This is a genomic window from Microcoleus sp. PH2017_35_SFW_U_B (genome assembly GCF_020737865.1).
Taxonomy (GTDB): domain Bacteria; phylum Cyanobacteriota; class Cyanobacteriia; order Cyanobacteriales; family Microcoleaceae; genus Microcoleus.
In genome coordinates this window covers 112419-134993 of the sequence record NZ_JAEQDE010000034.1, presented here as the reverse complement: position 1 = coordinate 134993, position 22575 = coordinate 112419, and the positions used below count along the sequence as shown (strand labels likewise).

Annotated in this window: 24 protein-coding genes; 17 read left to right on the top strand and 7 right to left on the bottom strand. The window is 44.5% G+C overall.

The window, feature by feature from the left end; genetic code table 11:
* The first annotated feature begins 183 nt into the window (after positions 1 to 183).
* From JGK36_RS09265 to JGK36_RS09250, 4 genes are all read left to right on the top strand, one after another.
* Positions 184 to 672 carry an OsmC family protein gene (locus JGK36_RS09265; RefSeq protein ID WP_293186719.1) on the top strand — a complete coding sequence of 163 codons (489 nt, stop codon included), beginning with the start codon at positions 184 to 186 and terminating at the stop codon, positions 670 to 672.
* 22 nt (positions 673 to 694) lie between these two features.
* Complete coding sequence (locus JGK36_RS09260) at positions 695 to 1294, top strand: Uma2 family endonuclease (protein WP_293196454.1); 600 nt, start codon at positions 695 to 697, stop codon at positions 1292 to 1294.
* Positions 1295 to 1453: 159 nt separating this feature from the next.
* Complete coding sequence (locus JGK36_RS09255; protein WP_293196456.1) at positions 1454 to 3073, top strand: cyclic peptide export ABC transporter; 1620 nt, start codon at positions 1454 to 1456, stop codon at positions 3071 to 3073.
* Positions 3054 to 3500, top strand: coding sequence for a GNAT family N-acetyltransferase (locus JGK36_RS09250; protein ID WP_293196458.1), 447 nt, complete (start codon positions 3054 to 3056; stop codon positions 3498 to 3500). Before JGK36_RS09255 ends, JGK36_RS09250 begins: the two co-directional genes overlap by 20 nt.
* An 11-nt stretch (positions 3501 to 3511) precedes the next feature.
* Here JGK36_RS09250 and JGK36_RS09245 read toward each other — a convergent pair whose 3' ends face one another.
* A complete protein-coding gene (locus JGK36_RS09245) occupies positions 3512 to 3862 on the bottom strand; it encodes a Spx/MgsR family RNA polymerase-binding regulatory protein (protein ID WP_293196460.1) in 351 nt (116 codons plus the stop codon).
* Between the two features lie 107 nt (positions 3863 to 3969).
* Positions 3970 to 4413 carry a DUF4332 domain-containing protein gene (locus JGK36_RS09240; RefSeq protein ID WP_293186714.1) on the bottom strand — a complete coding sequence of 148 codons (444 nt, stop codon included), beginning with the start codon at positions 4411 to 4413 and terminating at the stop codon, positions 3970 to 3972.
* Positions 4414 to 4809: 396 nt separating this feature from the next.
* On the opposite strand from JGK36_RS09240, the gene JGK36_RS09235 reads away from it, so the two are divergent.
* The 3 genes from JGK36_RS09235 to JGK36_RS09225 all read left to right on the top strand — a co-directional run bounded on the left by JGK36_RS09235 (position 4810) and on the right by JGK36_RS09225 (position 9824).
* Positions 4810 to 6198 carry an aminopeptidase P family protein gene (locus JGK36_RS09235; protein WP_293186713.1) on the top strand — a complete coding sequence of 463 codons (1389 nt, stop codon included), beginning with the start codon at positions 4810 to 4812 and terminating at the stop codon, positions 6196 to 6198.
* 325 nt (positions 6199 to 6523) lie between these two features.
* The gene (locus JGK36_RS09230) at positions 6524 to 8215 is read left to right on the top strand and encodes an adenylate/guanylate cyclase domain-containing protein (RefSeq protein WP_293196462.1); all 1692 of its coding nucleotides are present in this window, start codon (positions 6524 to 6526) and stop codon (positions 8213 to 8215) included.
* A gap of 625 nt (positions 8216 to 8840) precedes the next feature.
* Positions 8841 to 9824, top strand: a complete 984-nt coding sequence (locus tag JGK36_RS09225; RefSeq protein WP_293186711.1) for a GntR family transcriptional regulator — start codon at positions 8841 to 8843, stop codon at positions 9822 to 9824.
* On the opposite strand, the gene JGK36_RS09220 is transcribed toward JGK36_RS09225, so the two are convergent.
* Positions 9770 to 10075, bottom strand: a complete 306-nt coding sequence (locus JGK36_RS09220; RefSeq protein ID WP_293200895.1) for a hypothetical protein — start codon at positions 10073 to 10075, stop codon at positions 9770 to 9772. The two genes, JGK36_RS09225 and JGK36_RS09220, sit on opposite strands and share 55 nt — an antisense overlap.
* Between JGK36_RS09220 and JGK36_RS09215 the strand changes: the two genes are divergently transcribed.
* The 5 genes from JGK36_RS09215 to JGK36_RS09195 all read left to right on the top strand — a co-directional run bounded on the left by JGK36_RS09215 (position 10074) and on the right by JGK36_RS09195 (position 15195).
* On the top strand, positions 10074 to 10748 hold the full coding sequence (locus JGK36_RS09215) for a nitroreductase family protein (RefSeq protein ID WP_293186709.1): 675 nt from the start codon (positions 10074 to 10076) through the stop codon (positions 10746 to 10748). The genes JGK36_RS09220 and JGK36_RS09215 overlap by 2 nt on opposite strands.
* Before the next feature lie 172 nt (positions 10749 to 10920).
* The gene (locus JGK36_RS09210; protein WP_293196464.1) at positions 10921 to 12810 is read left to right on the top strand and encodes a hypothetical protein; all 1890 of its coding nucleotides are present in this window, start codon (positions 10921 to 10923) and stop codon (positions 12808 to 12810) included.
* 435 nt (positions 12811 to 13245) lie between these two features.
* Positions 13246 to 14382, top strand: a complete 1137-nt coding sequence (locus JGK36_RS09205) for an AAA family ATPase (RefSeq protein WP_293178347.1) — start codon at positions 13246 to 13248, stop codon at positions 14380 to 14382.
* Positions 14375 to 14683 (top strand): hypothetical protein, encoded by a 309-nt coding sequence (locus JGK36_RS09200; protein WP_293178350.1) that lies wholly within the window; start codon positions 14375 to 14377, stop codon positions 14681 to 14683. The genes JGK36_RS09205 and JGK36_RS09200 overlap by 8 nt, the downstream gene beginning before the upstream one ends.
* Positions 14684 to 14961: 278 nt before the next feature.
* Complete coding sequence (locus JGK36_RS09195; RefSeq protein WP_293178353.1) at positions 14962 to 15195, top strand: hypothetical protein; 234 nt, start codon at positions 14962 to 14964, stop codon at positions 15193 to 15195.
* Positions 15196 to 15311: 116 nt separating this feature from the next.
* Here JGK36_RS09195 and JGK36_RS09190 read toward each other — a convergent pair whose 3' ends face one another.
* Together JGK36_RS09190 and fetB are read right to left on the bottom strand one after the other, a co-directional pair.
* Positions 15312 to 15932: a Uma2 family endonuclease gene (locus tag JGK36_RS09190; RefSeq protein ID WP_293178356.1), complete on the bottom strand. Its 621-nt coding sequence runs from the start codon at positions 15930 to 15932 to the stop codon at positions 15312 to 15314.
* Between the two features lie 258 nt (positions 15933 to 16190).
* Entirely contained in the window at positions 16191 to 16970 is a 780-nt protein-coding gene (gene fetB / locus JGK36_RS09185; RefSeq protein ID WP_293178359.1) for an iron export ABC transporter permease subunit FetB, read from the bottom strand.
* A 127-nt stretch (positions 16971 to 17097) separates the two neighbouring features.
* On the opposite strand from fetB, the gene JGK36_RS09180 reads away from it, so the two are divergent.
* The 3 genes from JGK36_RS09180 (at position 17098) to JGK36_RS09170 (ending at position 20612) form a co-directional block, all read left to right on the top strand.
* Positions 17098 to 18270, top strand: coding sequence for a DegT/DnrJ/EryC1/StrS aminotransferase family protein (locus JGK36_RS09180; RefSeq protein WP_293178362.1), 1173 nt, complete (start codon positions 17098 to 17100; stop codon positions 18268 to 18270).
* 438 nt (positions 18271 to 18708) lie between these two features.
* Entirely contained in the window at positions 18709 to 18915 is a 207-nt protein-coding gene (locus JGK36_RS09175) for a hypothetical protein (RefSeq protein ID WP_293196466.1), read from the top strand.
* Between the two features lie 20 nt (positions 18916 to 18935).
* Complete coding sequence (locus tag JGK36_RS09170; RefSeq protein WP_293193362.1) at positions 18936 to 20612, top strand: AarF/ABC1/UbiB kinase family protein; 1677 nt, start codon at positions 18936 to 18938, stop codon at positions 20610 to 20612.
* Here JGK36_RS09170 and JGK36_RS09165 read toward each other — a convergent pair.
* Entirely contained in the window at positions 20609 to 20767 is a 159-nt protein-coding gene (locus tag JGK36_RS09165; protein WP_293178370.1) for a hypothetical protein, read from the bottom strand. The genes JGK36_RS09170 and JGK36_RS09165 overlap by 4 nt on opposite strands.
* 19 nt (positions 20768 to 20786) lie before the next feature.
* On the opposite strand from JGK36_RS09165, the gene JGK36_RS09160 reads away from it, so the two are divergent.
* Complete coding sequence (locus JGK36_RS09160; protein ID WP_293178373.1) at positions 20787 to 21167, top strand: hypothetical protein; 381 nt, start codon at positions 20787 to 20789, stop codon at positions 21165 to 21167.
* Between the two features lie 52 nt (positions 21168 to 21219).
* Here JGK36_RS09160 and JGK36_RS09155 read toward each other — a convergent pair whose 3' ends face one another.
* The gene (locus JGK36_RS09155) at positions 21220 to 22245 is read right to left on the bottom strand and encodes an Npun_R2821/Npun_R2822 family protein (RefSeq protein ID WP_293193361.1); all 1026 of its coding nucleotides are present in this window, start codon (positions 22243 to 22245) and stop codon (positions 21220 to 21222) included.
* A 79-nt stretch (positions 22246 to 22324) separates the two neighbouring features.
* Here JGK36_RS09155 and JGK36_RS09150 point away from each other — a divergent pair, with 79 nt between their 5' ends.
* Complete coding sequence (locus JGK36_RS09150; protein WP_293196468.1) at positions 22325 to 22567, top strand: hypothetical protein; 243 nt, start codon at positions 22325 to 22327, stop codon at positions 22565 to 22567.
* The last annotated feature ends 8 nt before the right edge of the window (positions 22568 to 22575 follow it).

Below are 22575 nucleotides of genomic sequence, written 5' to 3'. Positions count from 1 at the left end.
TTTCGGGAATCTTGAAAGATTATATAGCGCCTAACTGTAACAAGTTAGGCGCTTTTTCAATTCAAAAAATCGGTTCGTAGTGAGGACTTCAGTCCTCAGCATTTGATGCGGACTGAAGTCCTCACTACAAACAGATCCTGTGATATAATATTAATTATAATTTTAATTACCAAATTAATATAAATGAGCAAAGAACACACCTACCGCATCCATACAGTTTGGACAGGTGCCAGTCAAGGTACTACTTCATCTTATGATGCTTATTCTCGCGAGTATACAATAAATATCGAGGGTAAACCACCATTCCTAGGTTCAGCAGACCCAACTTTTCGGGGCGATGCTGCACTGTACAATCCAGAAGATTTATTGGTAATGTCGCTGTCAGCTTGCCATATGTTGAGCTATCTTGCTTTATGTGCTCGTGCTGCGATTCGGGTGATTTCTTACTCGGATGAAGCGACAGGTACAATGACACAAAAAGATGGCAAAATTAGATTTACCGAGGTAATTCTACGTCCGAAAGTAACCATCGAAGCTGGTAATGATTTGGAAAAAGCACGCAGTTTGCACGACAATGCACATCATGTTTGTTATATTGCGAATTCGGTAAATTTTCCCGTGCTGAATGAAGCAACAGTTATTGAAATGAATGCTTCCGAAGTCAATAATTAACAAAGTCGCAACAGAGGTGAAAATGTTAGTAAAAACCAAGCAAAACTTTTATACTCCAGATGAGTACCGAGAGTTAGAAGAAACTACCGAGTTTAGAAATGAATATCGCGATGGAGAAATTGTAGAGATGACAGGCGGCACAATTAATCACAGCCGGATTATCCGAAATTTGAGCAGAGTTTTAGGAAACTTGCTGGAGGGGCAGCCTTTTGAGCTTTTTCACAACGATTTGCGGTTGTGGATTCCTCGATATCGACGGGGAACTTACCCCGATGTGATGGTGATTGAAGGAGAACCAGTTTTTAGCGAAGGGCGCAGTGATGAGATACTTAATCCAATCATGATTGTGGAAGTGCTTTCTAAGTCTACTAAGGATTTCGATCGAGAGGATAAGTTTCGGTTTTATCGATCGATCCCTGAATTCCGCGAGTACGTATTAGTCAGCCAACAAGAATTTTTAGTGGAACAATATATTAAGAATGAATCAAATCAATGGTTGTTTCAGGAATATGAGGGAGAATCTGTAACAGTTGCTTTCCCTGGGCTGGGAGTGCAAATGTCAATGAGCGAGATTTACAATCAAGTAATATTTGAAACAGACGAGACTGAATTGCATCAGTAATTAGGTTCGTAGTGAGGACTTTAGTCCGCATCAATTAGGTTCGTAGTGAGGACTTTAGTCCGCATCAATCAGGTTCGTAGTGAGGACTTTAGTCCTCTTCAAATAAGAGAGGACTGAAGTCCTCACTACGAACACTTATTAAACTCAAAGTAAAATCGCATGAATGTAATCTGGCTACTATTAAAAGCTTCTTGGTTGAATGTTTCCATCGCCATACTCACAGGCTTAATTAGCGGTGGTTGCAGCGCCCAGTTAATTGCTTTCATCAACCGCGCCATCAGCGATAATTCCAATCAAAATTTAGTCTGGTATTTTGCTGGATTGGCAGTTTTAGCCCTCATCACCGGAGTTATATCCCAATTTTTGTTAATCTACCTTTCTCAAGAAGCTGTTTACAATTTGCGGCTGAGTTTGAGTCGAGGGATTTTGTCTTCTCCTTTGCGGCACTTGGAAGAATTGGGCGCTAATCGGTTGCTGGCTACCCTTACCGATGATGTGGGAACTCTTTCTAATACTATATTTTTGATTCCTTTTCTCTGCGTTGATATTGCCGTTGTTGTTGGGTGTTTGACTTATTTAAGCACGCTTTCGGGGGTTGTTTTTGCTGTTGTATTTGCTTTTTTAGCGCTGACTATTGGTACGGTACAGTTGCTGCTTAACAAAATGCGGAAATTTTTTGATTTGGCGCGGGAAGAACAAGATATATTGTTCAAGCATTTTCGCAGCATTACTGAAGGAATTAAGGAACTTAAACTGCATTCGTTGCGCCGTCAGGAATTTTTTGATGAAGAGTTGCAGGTAAGTGCTGCTGATTCCCGCGATTACAATTTGCAGGCGCTGAATACCGCAGCAGTGGCGACGGGAGTCGGGCAATTGCTATTTTTTATGCTGATTGGTTTGCTGTTGTTTGCTGTGCCGAAATTTGTGGCAGTTTCTACGCCTGTTTTGTCAGCTTATATTCTGACAAGTACCTATTTGATGTCTCCGTTTCAGAATATTTTGCAAAGGTTGCCGGCTATTTTTAGGGCTAATACTTCTGTGGAGAAGATTGAGAAAATGGGATTGGCTTTGGCGAGTCAAGCTGAGATAAATGCTGCGCTTCAACCAGTGAAAAATGCTGATTGGAAAATCCTGGAGTTGAAGGGGACTACTCACAGCTATCCGGGAGATAAGGAAGACAGTAATTTTGTTTTGGGCGAAATTAGTTTAAAGTTTCATCCGGGTGAATTGGTGTTTATTGTGGGTGGTAATGGCAGCGGTAAGTCTACTTTTGCTAAGTTACTTACTGGTTTGTACATTCCTGAATCTGGAGATATTCTCTTAGATGGACAGCATATTACTAATGACAATAGAGAGTGGTACAGGCAGCATTTTTCTGCTATTTTTTCGGATTTCTATTTGTTCGATCGCCTTTTGGGGATGACTAATCACGATTTGGACAATCAGGCGGCTGAATATCTGCGAGAATTTCATTTGGATAAGAAGGTTGAGGTGAAAGATGGTATTTTATCTACTACGGCTTTGTCTCAGGGACAGCGAAAACGGTTGGCTTTGTTGACGGCTTATTTGGAAGATAGGCCGATTTATTTGTTTGATGAGTGGGCTTCGGATCAAGACCCGTTTTTTCGGGATATTTTTTACAAGCAGTTGTTACCGGAGTTGAAGCGCCGCGGGAAAACGGTGTTTGTGATTAGTCATGACGATCGCTATTTCGATCTAGCCGATCGCGCAATTAAACTAGATTACGGTAAAATTCAGTATGACCGACAACATGGATAAGTATCGAATCGTCGAAACTCTGACTGAAAGTCAGGTTTCCGACTTGATGGATTTGTACAAAAACGAGTTTTGGTGCGACAAGCGCACTCGCGAGGATGTGGTGAAAATGCTTGCCGCCACGGATGTTATCATTGGTTTGGTCGATGAGGGCGATGGCGTCCCGCCCCGCAAGCTACGACTAATTGGCTTTACTCGCGTCATGACTGATTTTGTCTACAGAGCCACGATTTTTGATGTAATTGTCCACCCAACATACAGAAAGATGGGACTGGGTAAGGTGTTGATGGATGCAGTCTTAAATCATCCCCAACTGCAAGCCGTGGAGAATTTGTCTCTTAACTGTTTGCCGAAAATGATACCATTTTACAAACGCTGGGGTTTCACTGATGATATCGGTGAAATGAAGTTTATGCGAAAAATACGCTGAACTTAGTTTGTTCAAATCCCTAATTTTTCGCGAATTACTTCGGCTTTGAAACCTACTAACACAGCCGTTCCATCTTTAACAAAAAGAGGACGTTTCAGCAGCATTGCATCTCTAGCAAAGGCTTCAACCCATTTTTCACTCGTCCACTCTTTCTTGTCGTCGCCCAAGGCGCGGTAAGATTGACCGGATGTATTTCGCATTGGTTGAAAACCTAAAGAATCTACCCAGTTGTGAATGGTTTCGCGAGTGGGTGGCTGTTCTTTTGTATTAATAAACTCGTAAATAACAGCATTATCTTTGAGCCACTGGAAAGCTTTTTTGCAGGTTCCGCAGTTGGGAATTCCGTAAACTTGAACAGACATAATATTTGGGAATTGGGAATTGGGAATTGGGAATTGGGTCGAAAAGCATTGGGCATTGGAAGCAACAAATAACCAATAACCAATAACTAATAACTAATAACCAATAACTAATGACTGCTAACTAATCTAGCTTGTAGAACCCATTTTTGCACGCGATCGACTGAAGGAGTCAAATCATTGCGCTGCATTGTCGCTACGTGGAGTCTGAGGATTTGTTGGTGCAGTCTCTCCACAGGCATTTGAGCCAATTGAGCGGCTGAAGCAACGCCTGCGTGCAGCAACAGCCCGCAATACTGACAGCCTACACTCGGAATTCGAGCCAGCTCTGCCATTGCTACCCATTTATTAAGATTTTGAACGTTAATCTGTAATTGCTGTGCTAGCAGCACTTTCGCCGCCGGTGTTTTCGTCATCCGAATTAGTTGTCCGATTGTTGTGATGCCGCACTCTTCTAGTTGAGACTGGTTTGCGTTGCTCAATCCCGGCAAGTGTTCGATCGGCCAATCGCGTACTTGCACCGAAGTTTTAGAAGTTGTGTGAGAAGTTTTCATATTTTTTTCAGTGAATTTACTTATACTTTAAAGTCTAAAATATACGATCGTCAATAGAGGCTATTACTCATGTCACAAAATCAACAACAATCCGATCGACTAATTTGGCAGATCCCGGGTGTTGAATTCTTGCTGTATTGCTTGTGCAGTAACACTTTCAACTTTTTTATCCTGGCAGTCGGCGAAGGTTCGTGGTGAACAAAATTAGGCCCAGGATGATGACAAAGACGATCGCAAACATAGCACTAAAGAGTGCAGCAAAAAAGAAAATAAAGATGAGGCTTTTCCCCAAAATGGCTGCTAAATTTGAAGCCTGGACTTTTGTGCTGTGATGCTTAGAATCAAAGGACTGAAGTCCTTACTACAAACCGAACTCAAAATTATGAATTTTGACCCATGCAAATTACAAAAGGTGATGAATTGTTAAGAAATATTTTACACGAACGGCGGCAAAAACTGGCCAGTTTAATTGATTTTCCTGTAATTCTATGGTCTGGCCGCAGCATTCCTCGCAATTATCCGGCACTTGTTTATCCTTTTCGCGCCAGCAGTCACTTTCTATATTTTGCTGGTTTGCCGTTAGAAAATGCTGCGATTCGTTTAGAATCGGGCAAGTTAGAACTGTTCTTAGATGATGCCGATCCTGGTAGCACGCTTTGGCACGGGGAAATGCCGAAAAGAGCGGAAATTGCTGAACGAATTGGCGCTGATGCTGCTTTCCCCATGAGTGAGTTGAAAGCGCGAGGGACAAATGCAGCTACGATCGCCCTTCAGGATAGCTCGATCCGGTTGCAACAGTCGGATATTCTAGATCGCTCTTTAGCACCCTCCAAATCGCCAACCGGCATCGATCTAGAGTTAACTCAGGCGATCGTCTCGCTGCGCCTGAGCCACGATGCAGCCAGTTTGGTTGAATTGCGTCAAGCTGCGGCTGTCACCGTAGCAGCTCACAAAGCGGGCATGAGGGCAACTCCAACAGCTAAGATTGAAGCGGGTGTGCGGGCGGCTATGGAAAGTGTGATCATCTCGGAAAATATGACTTACGCCTACCCAAGTATTGTCACCGTGCAGGGGGAAGTTTTGCACAGCGAACACTATCACAATCCGGTACAAGCAGGAGATTTGCTGTTAGCAGATGTCGGTGCAGAATCGTCAATGGGATGGGCGGCTGATGTGACTCGCACTTGGCCGGTTTCGGGCAAGTTTTCTCCGACTCAAAGAGCGATTTATGATGTAGTTTTGGCAGCCCATGATGCTTGTATTGATAAGATTAGTCCCGGCGTGGAATATCAAGACATTCACCTGTTGGCTGCTAGAATTATGGCGGAAGGATTGGTCGATTTGGGTATTTTGCGGGGTAATGTTGACGATTTGGTAGAAATGGATGCTCACGCGCTGTTTTTTGTGCACGGAATCGGACATTTAATTGGTTTGGATGTTCACGATATGGAAGATTTGGGAGATTTGGCAGGCTATGAAGCGGGGAGAGTGAGAAGCAGTCGGTTTGGGCTGGGATTTTTGCGACTTAATCGTGTTTTGCGATCGGGAATGCTGGTATCGATTGAACCGGGTTTTTACCAAGTTCCGGCTATCTTAAATAACCCAGAAACTCGCGCCAAATATGAAAATTTCGTAAACTGGGACGAGTTGGGTAAATTTGCGGATGTCCGGGGGATACGCATTGAGGATGATATACTTGTGAGCGCAGGGGGTAGAGAAGTATTGACGGGGGAACTGCCAACAAAAGCTCTGGAGATTGAGGACTTAGTTGGGATAAGTGCATAGGTATCGATCGCCAAAAGTGCGATCGCCAGCATCTCAATTTTTGCAAAAAGCATTTTTTTTACCAGAAAGAATTGGTTGAAAGCCTTTCCCTTTGAGGGAGAAATGAAAATTAGACTATTCATTACTCCAATCCTCTGACTTAAGGGTAGAGGTCGCTCTCAAACTGTCAACTGTCAACTGTCAACTGTCAACTGTTGAAAGTGCTGTGCTGGCTTGCGTGCTATACATAGCACGAGAACTCTTGAAATGCACTACAAATGCAAACCTGAGATGCTTTCAGTGCGATCGCCCGCACTTCCATCATGTGTGACCAACATAAATAAATATGAATAAAGCTTGGCAAATCGGTCTGTTTGTGTTCGTTGAAAAACTAGCGGTGCAAGTCCAAAAATTTGCAGCACGGAGACTGGCGCGCATTTTTCGGACAAAAAGTGTAGTCGCACCGCCACCGATGCAATCTGCACCTTTGCCTAGCAATGAAGCAGACAGGCTAAAAGCACTTAACCACTACAATATTCTCGATACAGATGCCGAAGGAGCTTTTGATGACTTAACAGCTTTAGCATCCTATATTTGCGGCACTCCTATTGCTTTAGTCAGCTTAGTAGATACTAACAGACAGTGGTTTAAATCAAAAGTCGGTCTTGGAGCAACAGAAACTCCCAGAGAGATAGCATTTTGTTCTCACGCTATTTTAAATCCCAACGAATTGCTAGTTATACCTAATGCTATGGAAGACGATCGCTTTGCCGGCAATCCGCTAGTAACTTCCGATCCAAATATTCGGTTTTATGCTGGGGCACCGTTAGTAACTCCTGAGGGTTTCCCCATTGGCACTTTGTGCGCCATAGATACAGTTCCTCGCCATCTCACCTCAGAACAACTAGAAGCCCTGCGGACTTTAGGAAGGCAAGTTATTAGCCAAATGGAGTTGCGAATTAATTATGCTAAATTAAAGCGGGCGCAACTCAGGCAAAAACAAGTAGAAGCAAAACTCCGTTCTAGTGACGAGCAAATTGTCAATTTTTTAGAAGGAATGAGTGATGCTTTTTTTGCTCTCGATCCCCAGTGGCGATTTACTTACGTCAATTATAAAGCAGCGCAATTTTTGCAGCGCGAGCCGGAAGAACTTTTTGGTAAAAATTTTTGGGAAGAGTATCCAGATTTAGTAAATTCGGTATTCTATAAAGAGTCTCATGAAGCTGTATCTAAACAAGTCGGAGTAACTTTTGACAAATATTATCATCCCTTAAAAGTCTGGTTGGAAGTGCGGGCTTTTCCTTCTCACGATGGCATTTCTGTATTCTTTCACGATATCACCAAGCGCAAGCAGATGGAATCTGCTCTCAGAAAAGAACAGAAAAAAACTGATAGTTTGCTGCTAAATATTTTACCAGAAGCTATTGCAGATAGGTTGAAGCACGAACCGGGGGTAATTGCGGACAAGTTTGAAAAAGCTACAATTCTTTTCGCTGACTTGGTGAATTTTACTCAAATTTCTACTACGATGTCCGCCACAAAATTGGTATACTTGCTGAATGAAATTTTTTCAACTTTTGACCAACTGACTGACAAGCACGGGTTGGAAAAAATTAAGACGATCGGGGACGCTTATATGGTAGTAGGTGGCATTCCCATTGAGCGCCCAGATCACGCAGAGGCGATCGCCGAAATGGCACTGGATATGCTAGCGGCAATTCAGGAATTAAATGTGAAGCTAGACTCGAATTTTGACATCCGCATCGGAATTAATAGCGGCCCGGTGGTAGCGGGGGTAATCGGCACTAAAAAATTCATTTACGATTTGTGGGGAAATGCGGTGAATACAGCCAGCCGCATGGAATCTCACGGCATCCCCGGCAGCATTCAAGTTAGTATCTATACTTACGAGTTGCTGCGGGATAAATATGAATTTCAAGAGCGGGGTTTGATTGAGATTAAGGGTAAAGGGGAAATGCGGACTTATTTTATGAAGGGGAGAAAGACTGCAAGTGAGATGGAAATAGCCGTAGATTAAATCAAATTAAGTGCAGTAGGGTGCGTCAGCTTGGCAAATTTTTGCGATAAATTCACAATCTCACAACTGACGCACCCGGGGATAAATGGTGCGTCAGTTGTGAGATTTTTGATAATGATTGAGAATTGTCAAACTGACGCACCCTACGGCTGATTTTTGAGGGAAACGCCGGAGGCTGCGATCGCACTTACAAATCAGGCCCGATCGCAAATCAAGCAAAACTGCCGTCGCAGAGGAACCAAATCAGATTATGCTGTATGCAGAGATATCCGGGCAATCCCATGTGCGGTATATAGATCCTTTGACACTCCTCGACTATCAGGTACGAGGATTCTTAAGACTTTTGGGTCTTAATATCCCGCGCAAGCGTGGGTTCCCAGGCTGACCACGTTTGCACAAAAGAGTGCGTGGTCATATCTCCTCAAAAATGTTTTGGGCGTAGACTTTCCCCCAGTCCGGGGGTAGGTTTTTACATCTTGTCTGATGTGGTTATTCTACCATATTCATTTGTGGAGATGGATTTGTCATTTTACTTAACAATGGCAAAAAGCCGTCCTAAAAGGACGGGGTTTTTAACCCAATTTTCTGATAGCAATATTAAATTAAAGTCGTCGGAGCCTTTAATATGGTTCAGTTTCATATTCAAACAGATAGCGAGATCCCTGCATCTACGCAACTATTCAATCAAATCAGGTTTGCGATCGCCTCGCGCCAGTTTCCGCCCGGGCACCGCTTGCCCAGCACGAGGCAGCTAGCGATGCAGACGGGTTTGCACCGCAACACCATCAGCAAAGTATACCGACAACTAGAAAATACCGGACTCGTAGAAGCCCAAGCCGGATCGGGGATTTACGTGCGCGCCCAAGGGCACGAAGGCGGCAGCAAACTCAAATCCCCGATTCTTGATGAATATCCCCTTGCCAATAAAATAGTGCAAGAAAGTATGGATCAACTGCTGGGACAGGGCTGTACGCTCAACCAAGCTAGGGAATTATTTTTGGCCGAAATTGACTGGCGACTCCGGTGCAGCGCGCGGGTGGTCGTCACAGCCCCCACAGAAGACATCGGCGTGGGTGAGCTGATGGCGAAAGAACTGGAACAAGCTTTGCGGATTCCCATCCAGTTAGTGGCGATGGAAGATTTAGGTACTTTTCTGGATAACATCTCTGCGGGAACTGTAATCACCAGTCGTTATTTTATCGGACAAGCGGAATTGATTTCGGCGCCGCGTTCGGTGCGAGTGATTCCCGTAGACATCTATGATTATGTTCAGGAAATTCAGTTAGTGGGGAGTTTGCCGAAGGACAGTTATTTGGGTATCGTGAGCCTGAGTTCGGGAATGTTGCGATCGACTGAAGTGATTATTCACAGTCTCCGGGGCGAGGATTTGCTGGTGATGACGGCTTTGCTGTCGGATGCTTACAAGATTAACTCGATCGTGCGATCGGCTAGAACTATTTTCTGCGACCAACCGAGTTTTGCTACAGTAAAAGCTGCCATTAACGCGGCCCGAGAGGATATTATTCGTCCCCCGCAACTGGTATGCTCGGAAAATTACATCGGCTCTAAGTCGATTAATTTACTCAAGCGCGAGTTGGGCTTGGGATAGAGTTGACAGTTGACAGTTGACAGTTGACAGTTGACAGTTGACAGTTGACAGTTGACAGTTGACAGTTGACAGTTGTAGGGGCAGTGCCCCGTGAGAGCCCTCTTAGTTGACAGTTGACAGTTGACAGTTGGTAGTTGGTAGCCAATAACCAATAACCAATAACCAATAACCAATAACCAATAACCAATAACCAATAACCAATAACCAATAACCAATAACCAATAACCAATAACTAATAACCAATAATCCATGCCAATTGAAATCCAACCTTCAATTAATGTTAAAACTGCGATCGAAAGCCGGCGGGCCGCGCGCAGCTTCAAGTGCGATCCGATTCCCCCAGCAATATTGGCAGAGATTTTGCGCTTGGGAGTGCGATCGCCCTCCGGTTATAATTTGCAGCCTTGGCGGTTTATTGTACTTAAAGATCCAGCCAGTAAAGAAAAATTAAAAGCTTGTGCCTTCGACCAGCGGCAAGTGGTAGAAGCCCCAATCGTGTTAATCTGTTGTGGCGATCGGCGCGCCGCCCAACCCGAAAACACCGAAGCCGTCATCGAATTGGGCAAAGCCGTAGGTGGAATGAACGAGAATTTAGCTGGTTATATGCGACAAGCAATCCCGCAATTGTTCGAGAACCATCCATGCTTTGAGTCCGTAGAAGCTTGGACAAACAGACATACAATGCTCGCAGTAGCTCATTTAATGATTGCAGCTAAAAGCTTTGGAGTAGACAGTTGTCCGATGGAAGGTTTTGTCGCAGCTAAGGTGAAAGAAGCCTTTCAAATTCCCGCAGAAGTAGATGTATGCTGTTTGCTACCGCTTGGTTATGCAGCAGAACCTTTGAAACAATACGGCGGTCGTTTTGACGTGACTCAAGTTTATTTCAGCGAAAGTTATGGAGAGGCCTTGCAAGTTGAAATTTGAGAGTTAAGATTTGAGAGTTGAGATTTGAGACTTAAGATTTGCCTGAGTTTGTGCAAAAGTTCAAACAAATCAGAATACCGACTATTTTGCAATTTCACAATCCGAAATTGCAATCTAAAATCTAAAATCTAAAATTTCAAGTGTGGTGATAGTAGACAGAGGAGGAAAAAATATGACAGTAGCAGCGCGACAAAGCAAGGCACAAATTCTAGAAGTAGAGTTACAAAAGCACTTGCAAGCAGCCGGATTTAAAAATTTACCGCTTTATATCAGTTGCGATTTTCGAGATGACTCTTTAACTGTCGTGGGAGAACACCCGCGCAGTTTAGTTCTCAAAGCTAAACCGACTTTTGCGGTGCTAGAAGCAGCAATTCTCGAAATAGAACCGGAATCGATTCAACAGATTGGACTTTGCCTCAAAATCACCGGGCAAAAACAGCCTTATGCTTTCCATTCTTTTACCATGCACAACCCTGTTTTGTCAAGACCCAGAACAGTGGAAGTGCTGAAAAAACCCGAGAAGCAACCCGCAGCAGAAACAGGGATAGTTTTAGCCGAAAATGCTGCTGAGACGGCGGATGTAGCGGAGGAAATACCGTTAGAAACGGATGTTAAAAATGCGGGCGGTGATGAATATTTCCCTAATTTTTCCGAGAGTTCCAGCGATTCCGATCCGATCGCCTTTAAGGTAGCTGCAATCGGGCCAGATATCGCAGAAAATCCCTTCGATGCGCTGGATATGGAAGCGGTAACAGTCGCCGAAACGCCGAAGACTTCACCGTTTACGATGTTAGTGGTGGCCGGAATGGTAAGTCTGGTGGCGGTGATTTTGGCGGGCGGTTATTACCTGCTGAGTCGCCCCTGCGTCATCGGAGAATGTACTGCATTAGCCAATGCCAAACAGTTGAGCGACAATTCGGCGAAGACTCTGAAAACTTCCAAGGTTGCTAGCAGCCCGGAAGAGGCGCAGGAACAGTTAAAACAGGCGATCGCACTTTTGGAACCAATTCCGGCTTGGTCAATTCATTGCGGCGAGGCTCAAACTGCGATCGAAAAATATCAAGAGCAAAGTCAAAATATCACATCTGCGATCGATGCAGCGCGCCTCGCACAGTCGGCAGCCGGGAAAACCCAAAATCGGCCTGTTTCCGAACAGAGCTTGCAGCAAGCCGAAACATTGTGGCAAAGTGCGATCGCCCAACTCGGAGAAATCCCCACAAGCAGCCCAGTTTATCCATATGCTCAGACAAAGGCGAAGGAATACCGAAAGAATTTAGCCACTGGAAATCGGCAATTAGGCACAGAAAAACAAGCCGAAAAACTGTTGATCGCCGCCAAAAGTGCAGCCCAAATAGCAGAAGCTCGGGAAGCAGTAGCTCAGACATCGCAGACATGGGGACAAGTGGAAGCAGGTTGGGAAAAAGCCCTAGGAATTATATCAGAAATTCCCAGCAACACGCAATCTTATCAACTAGGTAGATTGCTAGTTCCGAAATACGAAACCAAGCTTTCACAAGCTCGCGAGCGCCGAAATGTGGAAGGAATTTCGGAAAATGCCTACACTCAAGCTGTGACTTTAGCAGCGGAAGCTCGAATTTTTGAGGGCAAAAACGGCTGGTTTAAAGCATCGGAAAACTGGCGAAGAGCTTTGAGTTATGCGGAGCAAGTTCCGACGGCTACTTCCTATTCCCAAAAAGCCAAACCGCTGATTGAATCCTATACAACATCTTTGCAGCAAGCGGAAGTTAAGTTGCGGGAAGAAAGAAACTTGCAAAAAGCGCGCACGGATTTAGATAGAACTTGCAAAGGCAAGCCAAAAATTTGTGACTATACTGTGAGCAATGGTTTGATTGCGGTGCAGATGAATTCCGATTACGTGGAGAAGTTGCAACAAACTTTCATTCAGGCGAATAACAATAATTCTGTGAAGAGTCGCCAAGCTGTGGAAAAGCACGTTGCTACTTTGCAAAAGGCCTTGGAGGCGATCGCGGAAAATGCGAAAATTCCGATGCAGGTGTACGATGGCGAAGGCAAGCGGATTGCGAGTCACGAACCGAAGTAATGGCAGCATCTCATGTTTGCAGTGCAGGTACGTAGTTGCGCTTCAGCGCTCCGGAAAGGTACGTAGTTGCGCTTCAGCGCTCCGGAAAGGTACGTAGTTGCGCGCGCTCCGGAAAGGTACGTAGTTGCGCTTCAGCGCTCCGGAAAGGTACGTAGTTGCGCTTCAGCGCTCCGGAAAGGTACGTAGTTGCGCTTCAGCGCTCTGGGAGCATCACATTTTTGCAAAAACCATCTTGCTTGCAGTGCTGTCCACCAAGAGCGAGCTGTATAATACTCGCTCGGAGTGGACAGCACTATAACAACAAAACTGAGATGCTCCCGAAGTAATTGCGCCGCGAATTTCTGTGGCTTCATCCAGATTTTGTCGATGAGTATTAATTGGGGAATCCGCGACTGAAATCGCTAGTATACTGTATGAAATGGTGTTAGCAATCCAATGCTAGAAAAGGTAAAACTTCATAACTTCAAAAGTCATCAAGATACAGAAATTAATTTTGACAATTCAGGCTTACACGCCCTCGTAGGACAAAACAGTTCTGGTAAAACATCCGTTTTGCAAGCATTGCATTATCTCAGTCAGCTTACTAATTCATCATTTGAAGATATTTTTAAGGATGAAAGAGCGCCTCAATTTATTACAACTATTGGGCAAAATAATATGTCTGTTACTGCAAATGGTTTTTGGGGAGACCAAGAGCGTAATGATTGGGAAGCTTCTTATGACTGGAGACAAAGAGTTAATCATTCTTGGTTTCCGACAGCATCATGGAAGGCCGATAAAAACCAGGAATATAGGAAAGTAATGTCTAAAACTTCCTTAATCACTACGAAAGAGCCAATTCCTGAATCTTTGAGATACTCAGTTCATCTTAAGCTAGTAGCTACTAATCTTGCTAAAGCAGCTTACAGCGATGCAATCATTCCGCGAGTTGAGTTCGATGGTTCAGGCTTAGCACCTACCTTAGACTATCTTCGTGACGAAGCTCCAGATAAGTTTCAATCTTTACAAGAAATGTTGAAACGGATTGTACCAGGTGTACGCGAAGTAGGCGTAAAACGAGCCAAGGTTATGGTAAATCGCCAACGCTTAATCGAAGTCGATGGCAAATCTATCTCCTACGAAGAAAGTCAGGAAATGACAGGGCAAGAAGTTGTCCTAGACATGAATACTGGTAAACGCATTCCAGCCCATGCGATTAGCGAAGGAACAATGCTCGCCCTCGGATTACTGACTGTTTTGATAAATCCAACTCAACCTAATTTAGTGTTACTAGATGATGTCGAACAGGGACTCCACCCAAAAGCACAACGAGAATTAATCGCTGTTTTTAAAGAAATTATTCAACAAAACAACAACCTGCAAATTATTTTTTCCACCCATTCTCCCTACATTGTGGATGAACTTACTCCGTCTCAAGTTCATGTATTAAGTAACAATAACTCCGGTGTGACTCGTTGCAAAAGATTAGATGAACATCCTGATGTAGAATGGGCAAAACAAACTTTAACCACCGGAGAATTCTGGGATGCGGAGGGAGAAGATTGGGTGGTTGCAGGAGAAATTAATGATTGAGTTTGTAGTGATTGTCGAAAGTAGTGCAGACGCACGAACCGCTACTAAATTAGCCGATCGCACTTTAGTGCAAAAAATTGACTGGTTAGACCCTGAGATGCTGCAACATCTATATCAATGGAGTGGTTTAGAAGCTGGCACAGAGAATTCTTGCTGGAAAAATATTAATCAAATTATAGATAATTTCCAACAAAGCTTAGGATTCCGTCCTCCCAGATATTTAGGTCATCGTAAAGATGGAGCATTAAAAGCTGATGGTGCAGCAGTGTCCGAGTTGTGGGACGAAAATCTAAAATCTTAAATGTATTGACGGCGGCCCCAGAAGCCGCTACGCTGTGAAATTAAGGTTGCTTTGCTCGAAGATGAAGCAGCCACGATCGCCCGAAAATCTAGTTGCACTGTCCGAAGCTGTAACCAGCAGCAACGGACAGCTAACCGCCAAACTGAGATGAGCAGTCTGGAGGCTGATCGAGAATCTTAGCATTCTCTGTCGCCGCCCTGCCTTTTGTTAGTATGCGGGGCGGCTGGGTTTTTGGGTTTTCCTCCCAGAAAACAACCAAAAACCAGGAGACCATAATTATGTCACAGGAATTCGTGCCTGACGATAACTCTTCCGTGCAGCCAAATGACGGCTGTGCAGTATCCGAACAGGAAATCGTGCAGATAACGGTTGTCGGTTCCCAGAAAACCGTATTAGAAACCATCCACACCTTGTACAGGCTGGGATTCGCCACCGTCGGCGATTGGAGTAAGTTGCAGCGAGGCCCAAAGCCGGGACAATTTATTAGCGTTTTAATCAAGCGCAAAGCCTAGAAATTGGTCTAGCCTCATCGGTTATATCAGCGGGCGGTTGAAATAGACAACACGGCGATGAAATAGAGGACACGGCATTGCCGTGTCCCTACCCGATATCGTTATTTCCAGCAATTTTATCCTTCACTCAATCCCGCTTGAAAAATCTGTTGTGCCGTCAACTTCAACTCTGGAAAAGTTGGCGACTCAATCCTATCATCTCCCCGAAATTGACTAACTTCATACTCGCCATCAATCAACCGATAAATCGAAATAGTCGGTTGCTTGGGATTCCCAATAAATCGACGGCCGCCCAAACCGAGATAATCCACAATCCAATATTCGGGAATGCCGATTAGTTCGTATTCACCTACCTTTTTTATGTAGTCATCTTGCCAATTCGTGCTAACGACTTCAACAACCAGCGGAATTGATGCTCCTTGAGTTACGGTTGAAAAATTTTTCCACAAAGGTTCTGATGTTAAGTTGGGGCGATTTAATATCAGAATATCCGGCGAATAAGCTGATTCGTTTTCTGGTGGCTTAATTAATGCTTTTCCGGGGATGAAGTATGGACGTTTTTCTTTTCTAAACTCAGCAGTTAATTCGGAGGCTAAAAAACCGATAACTTCTTCATGGTCTCCTAATGGCTGTGACATTTCAACAATCTCTCCATTGTGCAGTTCGTAACGTCCGTTTTCTGGCTTCCATTCCGCAAATTCTTCAAAAGTTAGCGTTTTAGCTGCTATTTGAATCATGGTTATTCTCCTTGGTGATGAATCGGGCGGGCTAGAAGCCCACCCCACAAGATAAACTGACTCTTTGTGGAACAGGCATCTTGCCTGTTCAAGAAAATAAGGCTAAATGCAAGTTCTTACCTATAGCCTTTCTCAAAAAGATGAGGTGTAACTGATAGATCGATAATCATTAAACTCAGAGGGCTGAAGCCCAACAACGTACCTAATTTTTCTGATAAGCGCTATTCATATTATAAATGCCCAAGGCCCAATTCCCAATTACCATTTGATTAATTGTGCATCTTGATTAAAAAAACTCCGACACAATCCCTCAGTCAACAATAGAGTGGCGATTAAAGTTGCTAGCGCCAACACAAACATAATCAAAATTTGATAAGATGCTGCATCCAAAGGACTGACACCGCTCAACATTTGACCCGTCATCATTCCCGGTAATGTTACGATACCTACGACTGTCATTGTGTTTAATGTGGGGATTAATCCAGCTTTGATCGCATCTTTGCGGTACTGTTTTACTGCTTGCTGCGGAGTCGATCCTAAACTTAAATGGGTTTCTATTTCTAATTGGCTGCTGTTAACTGTACTCACAAGTCTTTCACCAGCGATCGCCCCTGAGTTCATCGCATTGCCCAAAATCATCCCCGCTAGGGGAATCAAATACTGCGGTTCGTACCAGGGATCAGGTTGCAAAATTAGCAAGTGTGTATAGGCCAGAGTAAACGCCGTACCGATCGATATCGAACCCACAACTAACGGCAGCAAGTGCTTGATTTTTTTGCTAATCCGGTTGGTGGCCACCATGCTAGCCGTGGCCAGCATGATTGCTAACACTGCTAACACCAGCCACGGATTTTTCCCCTCCGGCGCAAACACCACGGCGAGCACGTAGCCGACTCCGATTAGCTGGATCAAGGTGCGCCCCGCCGCGATCGCCAGAGCCCCTTCCAACCCCAATCCCTGCCACGCCGAAAGCCCGATCGCGATCGCCACCATCCCCAAAGCCCAACCCAAATCAGTAAAATCTAGCAGAATTAACATCCGCGCTCCCTTTCGATAAAGTGATTGTTTGCCCGTCCAACTATAAGATATTTGAATAAAGGTTTCTGAGAAACAGTTTTGCTGTAAGAATTTGCTTTGATAATGGTTGCAATTTGTGGTGTCAAGAGTGAATAACGTTCCCCCCCTCGATTTAACCCAGCAGTACGCCCAGATTGGCGACGAAATCGGCGCTGCGGTACAAAAAGTGCTCGCCTCTGGCGGCTACATCGGCGGCCCCGCCGTCAAGAGTTTTGAGCAAGAGTTTGCCAACTACACAGGCGTTTCCGACTGCGTTGGCTGCAACTCCGGCACCGATGCCCTAATTTTGGCTTTGCGAGCTCTCAAAATCGGCCCCGGCGACGAAGTAATTACCACTCCTTTTACCTTCTTCGCTTCCGCTGAAACAATTAGCGCTGTGGGTGCAACTCCCGTATTTGTCGATATTGACAGCGGGACTTTTAATCTGGATGTCGAACTTTTGGAAGCGGCAATTACCGACAAAACCAAGGCAATTATGCCGGTTCACATTTTCGGACAACCCACAGACATGACTCGGTTGATGGAAATTGCCACCAAGCATAACTTAGCCGTCATCGAAGATTGCGCCCAGTCTGTCGGGGCCGAGTGGGAGTCTAGAAAAGTCGGCAGCATCGGCCATGTGGGCTGCTTCAGCTTTTATCCGACCAAAAATTTAGGCGCTTGCGGTGACGGCGGCGCGGTGACAACAAACGATCGCGCCCTGGCAGCTTCCATGCGTATGCTTAAGGAGCACGGACAGTCTTCTAGGTATTTTTACGAGGAAATAGGCTACAACAGCCGTCTGGATGCCCTGCAAGCGGTGATTCTCAGCATTAAGTTGCGGTATCTCGACAGTTGGAACTCCCAACGGCGCGAGAAAGCAGCCGTTTATAGCGAATTTCTTTCCCGCGTGCCCGGAGTTGCTGTCCCCAAGGAATTGCCAGCAGCCAAGCCTGTTTGGAATCAATATACAATTCGCTTGACAAGTCAAGACACAATCCGGCTGACAAGTCCAGAAGGCGCGCCAAATCCTTCTGGTAATTTCCGCGACTCGATGCGGACTAAGTTGCAGGAATCCGGCATCGGTTCGATGGTTTACTATCCGTTACCTTTGCACCTGCAACCTGTTTACAAATCTTTGGGCTATCAAGCCGGTCAGTTGCCTGTAGCTGAGCAAGTTTGTCGCGAAGTCTTGTCTTTGCCGATGTTCCCGGAACTTTCGAGGGATCAACAGGAGAGGGCAATTTACGGGCTGAAAGATTGTTTGGCAAAGGGCGGATAGGATTTAGTGGCTTTTGTGCGATCGCCCGATCGAAAGAAATACCTGAGAATAGAGGAATTGTAGGGTTGCAGTGTCGTACTGGTGCAGCGGTCAGGAAAACATATTAAGTGTTTTGACTGATCACTTGTACTTTTATCAGAAATTTGGGTTTAAAACCCCGTCATAAGCTTGACGGCTTTCTGCTATAGTATTCGTAGGTTGCTGACCGTGAGAACGTGAGGAAACAGGTTGAACGTCCTACTCCGGGATCTCAAAATCTTTTCGGACTAGACATGAAACTGTAAGACCAAAACTGACATTGTTGGTAGAGGCACGATTCAGCCCAAGAATCCTCGTACCTTGATAGTCGAGGAGTGTCAAGTACTATATTTAATGAAAAGAAACAAATTTAGGCTGGCAATCCGCCTTCAACGGGTGCATTTTCCGCTCGCCTAAAATTTGCGATCGGTCAATGATGAAGAAGGAAGAAGGAAGAAGGAAGAAGGAAGAAGAAAGACGGAAGAAGGAAGACGGAAGAAGGTTTTAACTTTCGACTTCCGATGCCCGATGCCCGATGCCCGATGCCCGATGCCCGATGCCCGATGCCCGATGCTTTTATGCCCGATGCCCGATGCCCAATCTCAATTTAAGCTGCAATTTTCATAAAACAAGAGGAAAATAAACGAGTGCCTCAGTATCAATTCACTCAGGCTAGACGCTACGATCCACAGGCGATCGCCCAATATTACCGCAACCGTCCTTGGAAAGCAATTTGGCGAGCAATAACCGTTATTTGGTCATTTGCAGGCTTCGTACTCGGAATGCTGTGGGACAGTTGGCAGCACGAAGTCGCCGCCCACCAGCCCGAACGCGCCGCCCATCTGCGACAAATACTCACTCGCTTAGGCCCCACTTTCATTAAAGTCGGCCAAGCCCTGTCTACTAGACCAGACTTAATCCGCAAAGACTTTCTCATAGAACTAATCAAACTTCAGGATCAACTGCCGCCCTTTGACTCCGTGCGAGCTTTTGAGATTATTGAAGCAGAACTCGATCGCAAAATCAGCGAAACTTACAGCGAAATCTCCCCCGAACCAGTCGCCGCCGCCAGTCTCGGTCAAGTTTATAAAGCCCGTTTAATCACCGGAGAAGAAGTAGCAGTCAAAGTTCAGCGACCGAATTTGCTACCAATCTTGAGCCTTGACCTTTACTTAATGCGCTGGGCTGCTGGATGGTTGGGCCCGTTGTTGCCACTAAATCTCGGTCACGACCTCTGTTTAATAGTCGATGAATTCGGTATTAAATTATTCGAGGAAATTGACTATATCAACGAAGGCCGCAACGCCGAAAAATTTGCGACCAATTTTGCCGACGACCCGACCGTAAAAGTTCCGAGCATTTACTGGCGCTATACTGCAAAATGCGTTCTCACTCTCGAATGGATTGACGGTATCAAACTGACAGATATGGCAAGTGTCAAAGCCGCCGGTTTAGACACTAATAGCTTAATTGAAATCGGAGTTCGCAGCGGTTTGCGGCAGTTACTGGAACACGGTTTTTTTCACGCAGACCCCCATCCAGGAAATCTGTTTGCCTTAGCGGACGGCCGCATGGCTTACATCGATTTTGGGATGATGGATCAGATGGAAGAAACAACTAAAGAAACTTTGGTTGATTCTGTCGTTCACTTGATCAACAAAGATTATTTAGAGTTAGCCCAGGATTTTGTAAAACTTGGGTTTTTGACACCAGATACAGATATTATGCCGATCGTCCCGGCGCTGGAATCTGTCCTCGGCGATATCGTCGGCGAAAAGGTAGGAGACTTTAACTTCAAGACGATTACAGACGAGTTTTCGGAGTTGATGTACGACTATCCTTTCCGAGTCCCCGCCAAATTTGCCTTAATTATTCGGTCTCTCGTCACAGAAGAAGGTTTAGCCCTTAGCCTCAATCCAGATTTCAAGATAGTTGAGGTAGCCTATCCCTATGTAGCCCGACGTTTGTTAAACGGAGAATCTCCGGCATTGCGCCGTCGCCTGATTGAGGTATTATTCAAAGATGGCAAATTCCAGTGGAATAGATTAGAGGAGATGATTGCGATCGCCAGATCCGATCGCAGTTTCGACCTGCTACCCACAGCCCAACTCGGCTTGCAATTTTTGCTGTCAGAGGAAGGGTCGTTTTTGAGACGCCAGGTAATGTTAGCCTTGATTGAGGACGATCGAATTCACACCGAAGAAGTTGGCAGCCTCTGGAACTTAGTCAAAGAAGACCTGCAACCAAGTCGCTTGTTCAACGTTGCTTTAGGCGCTTTGACAGAGTTCTCCACAGCAGGAACAGCCGCGCTGAATCGATTTTAATTAGAAGGAAGAAGCAAGAGGGAAGAAGGAAGAAGGAAGAAGGAAGAAGGAAGAAGGAAGAAAAATAATTCTACTTTTGCCAATTCCCAATTCCCAATTCCCAATTCCCAATTCCCAATTCCCAATTCCCCATCCCCAATTCCCAATTTTCCCATTACCCCAAAAGAATTATTCGTGTATTACTTTCCAGAACCTCCCTATTTTTTAATGACTGCTGGATTAATAGCAGGTATGGCATCAGGCTTAGCCTTTGAAGCAACTCTCAAACAAGCCGTACAACTCTGGTCTAAAAATCGTTCTAGCCGTACTTTGTCCAACCTAAAAGGTCTACAATTGCAGTTGCCTTTTTTGGGAATGGCCGGCGGAATTTGCGTATTTTTAGCTTCAGGAATGGAGATATTCGGCTTCCCCAAATTACTGTCCTACGTTCTAGCCCTGCCCCTGACACTACTAACAGCATGGCTAGTTTGGACTCAACTAGCCAAAGTTTTAATTGAACTACAACGCGGAGGTTCCCAAGCCTTAGACTTGGATTCTTTTTTTGAAGAACCATAGTTAAACATCAACCCTCTTTTACAACGAAGAGGGTTGGTTCGTAGTAAGGACTTTAGTCCTTCTTTATTAAAATCCGCAACTTAAATAGAACATTATTAACCCTTTGAATACCCCAACTTTTGAAATTCCTCTGCAAGCGCAGTAACAAATTGGGAGGCGCGAGTTTTGGTCGTGTTTCCGGCGAATTCAAATAGCGGTAGTGCAGAAATACATCGCGGTAAGGAATCTCAACATCTTCGCCCGCACACAATCGAGTAAATTTTGCAGCCGAAATACTCATGTAATGCAAATAAGTCAGCCGCCGTCCTTTGTCGTATAAAACATAATCTATCACATCAAATTGAGAAGACCAATGATTTCCCGTTATCAGTGCAGGTTGATGATAAGCAAAATTATAAAAAGAGATAGCGCTGCGGGCGACTAAATAGTTAAATAAAGGTTGGTCAGTTCCCCGCAAAGACAAAATTTCTGCTTCTCCTGAAGTCAATTTATCTAAAAGTTCGGCTAAGTTATTGCGATTTAAAATACCTTTTTTTGCAGCAAACCAACCAGCACAAAAAATCTGAGATTCCAGTTTTTCAATCTCAAAAAATGCTGCGAGTTTTTCTGATGATAAATCAAAGACATAATTGAGGTCAGATTTGTATTGAAAATCGTTAGCTACCCAATCAAATTCATCAAGTTTTTGATAAATATAATCCAGAGAACCCATTAACAGAGTGTCGGCATCAAAATAGACAAACTTGTCAAAAGGGCCATCAAAACAGCAAAATTTTCGGTGCATTCCCAAACAGTGAACTGGCGCCCAACCTTTAGCTTGCCAAACTTTTTGAGCTTTTTGGTGAGATGTCCAAACTACAGTCGCGAAGTCTTCCCAAAATTGGATGGAATCGGCATTGTCAAATAGAGTAACATTGCTTCGCGAGGCAATTTCTACTCGAACTTTTTGCAAGTTATCATCGTAGGGAATGATGCAAACAGGAATAGTTTTCGCCCCATTAACTTCGAGACTATTCAATAAAGCGACTAAGTGATCAAAAACCACATCATTGCCTAGAATATAAATACCATCAGTCATAGTTGTTAATAAGTAACTGTTTAGGTGCGGGCAAGATGCCCACACCACAATAAAAATGATTGACTGTGGAACAGGCATCTTGCCTGTTCCTCAAAGCTTGTTTAAAGTTAAAAGCACAATAAAATTTATGAATTGTGGAACAGGCATCTTGCCTGTTCCTCAAAGCTTGTTTAAAGTCAAAACCACAATAAAATTTATGAATTGTGGAACAGGTATCTTGCCTGTTCCTCAAAGCTTGTTTAAAGTCAAAACCACAATAAAATTTATGAATTGTGGAACAGGCATCTTGCCTGTTCCTCAAAGCTTGTTGATAATAATATAACATATCAG

Coding starts and splice junctions, on each gene's coding strand:
- JGK36_RS09265 (WP_293186719.1), top strand. CDS start 184: ATGAGCAAAGAACACACCTACCGCATCCATACAGTTTGGACAGGTGCC.
- JGK36_RS09260 (WP_293196454.1), top strand. CDS start 695: ATGTTAGTAAAAACCAAGCAAAACTTTTATACTCCAGATGAGTACCGA.
- JGK36_RS09255 (WP_293196456.1), top strand. CDS start 1,454: ATGAATGTAATCTGGCTACTATTAAAAGCTTCTTGGTTGAATGTTTCC.
- JGK36_RS09250 (WP_293196458.1), top strand. CDS start 3,054: ATGACCGACAACATGGATAAGTATCGAATCGTCGAAACTCTGACTGAA.
- JGK36_RS09245 (WP_293196460.1), bottom strand. CDS start 3,862: ATGTCTGTTCAAGTTTACGGAATTCCCAACTGCGGAACCTGCAAAAAA.
- JGK36_RS09240 (WP_293186714.1), bottom strand. CDS start 4,413: ATGAAAACTTCTCACACAACTTCTAAAACTTCGGTGCAAGTACGCGAT.
- JGK36_RS09235 (WP_293186713.1), top strand. CDS start 4,810: ATGCAAATTACAAAAGGTGATGAATTGTTAAGAAATATTTTACACGAA.
- JGK36_RS09230 (WP_293196462.1), top strand. CDS start 6,524: ATGAATAAAGCTTGGCAAATCGGTCTGTTTGTGTTCGTTGAAAAACTA.
- JGK36_RS09225 (WP_293186711.1), top strand. CDS start 8,841: ATGGTTCAGTTTCATATTCAAACAGATAGCGAGATCCCTGCATCTACG.
- JGK36_RS09215 (WP_293186709.1), top strand. CDS start 10,074: ATGCCAATTGAAATCCAACCTTCAATTAATGTTAAAACTGCGATCGAA.
- JGK36_RS09220 (WP_293200895.1), bottom strand. CDS start 10,075: ATGGATTATTGGTTATTAGTTATTGGTTATTGGTTATTGGTTATTGGT.
- JGK36_RS09210 (WP_293196464.1), top strand. CDS start 10,921: ATGACAGTAGCAGCGCGACAAAGCAAGGCACAAATTCTAGAAGTAGAG.
- JGK36_RS09205 (WP_293178347.1), top strand. CDS start 13,246: ATGCTAGAAAAGGTAAAACTTCATAACTTCAAAAGTCATCAAGATACA.
- JGK36_RS09200 (WP_293178350.1), top strand. CDS start 14,375: ATGATTGAGTTTGTAGTGATTGTCGAAAGTAGTGCAGACGCACGAACC.
- JGK36_RS09195 (WP_293178353.1), top strand. CDS start 14,962: ATGTCACAGGAATTCGTGCCTGACGATAACTCTTCCGTGCAGCCAAAT.
- JGK36_RS09190 (WP_293178356.1), bottom strand. CDS start 15,932: ATGATTCAAATAGCAGCTAAAACGCTAACTTTTGAAGAATTTGCGGAA.
- fetB (WP_293178359.1), bottom strand. CDS start 16,970: ATGTTAATTCTGCTAGATTTTACTGATTTGGGTTGGGCTTTGGGGATG.
- JGK36_RS09165 (WP_293178370.1), bottom strand. CDS start 20,767: ATGGGAAAATTGGGAATTGGGGATGGGGAATTGGGAATTGGGAATTGG.
- JGK36_RS09155 (WP_293193361.1), bottom strand. CDS start 22,245: ATGACTGATGGTATTTATATTCTAGGCAATGATGTGGTTTTTGATCAC.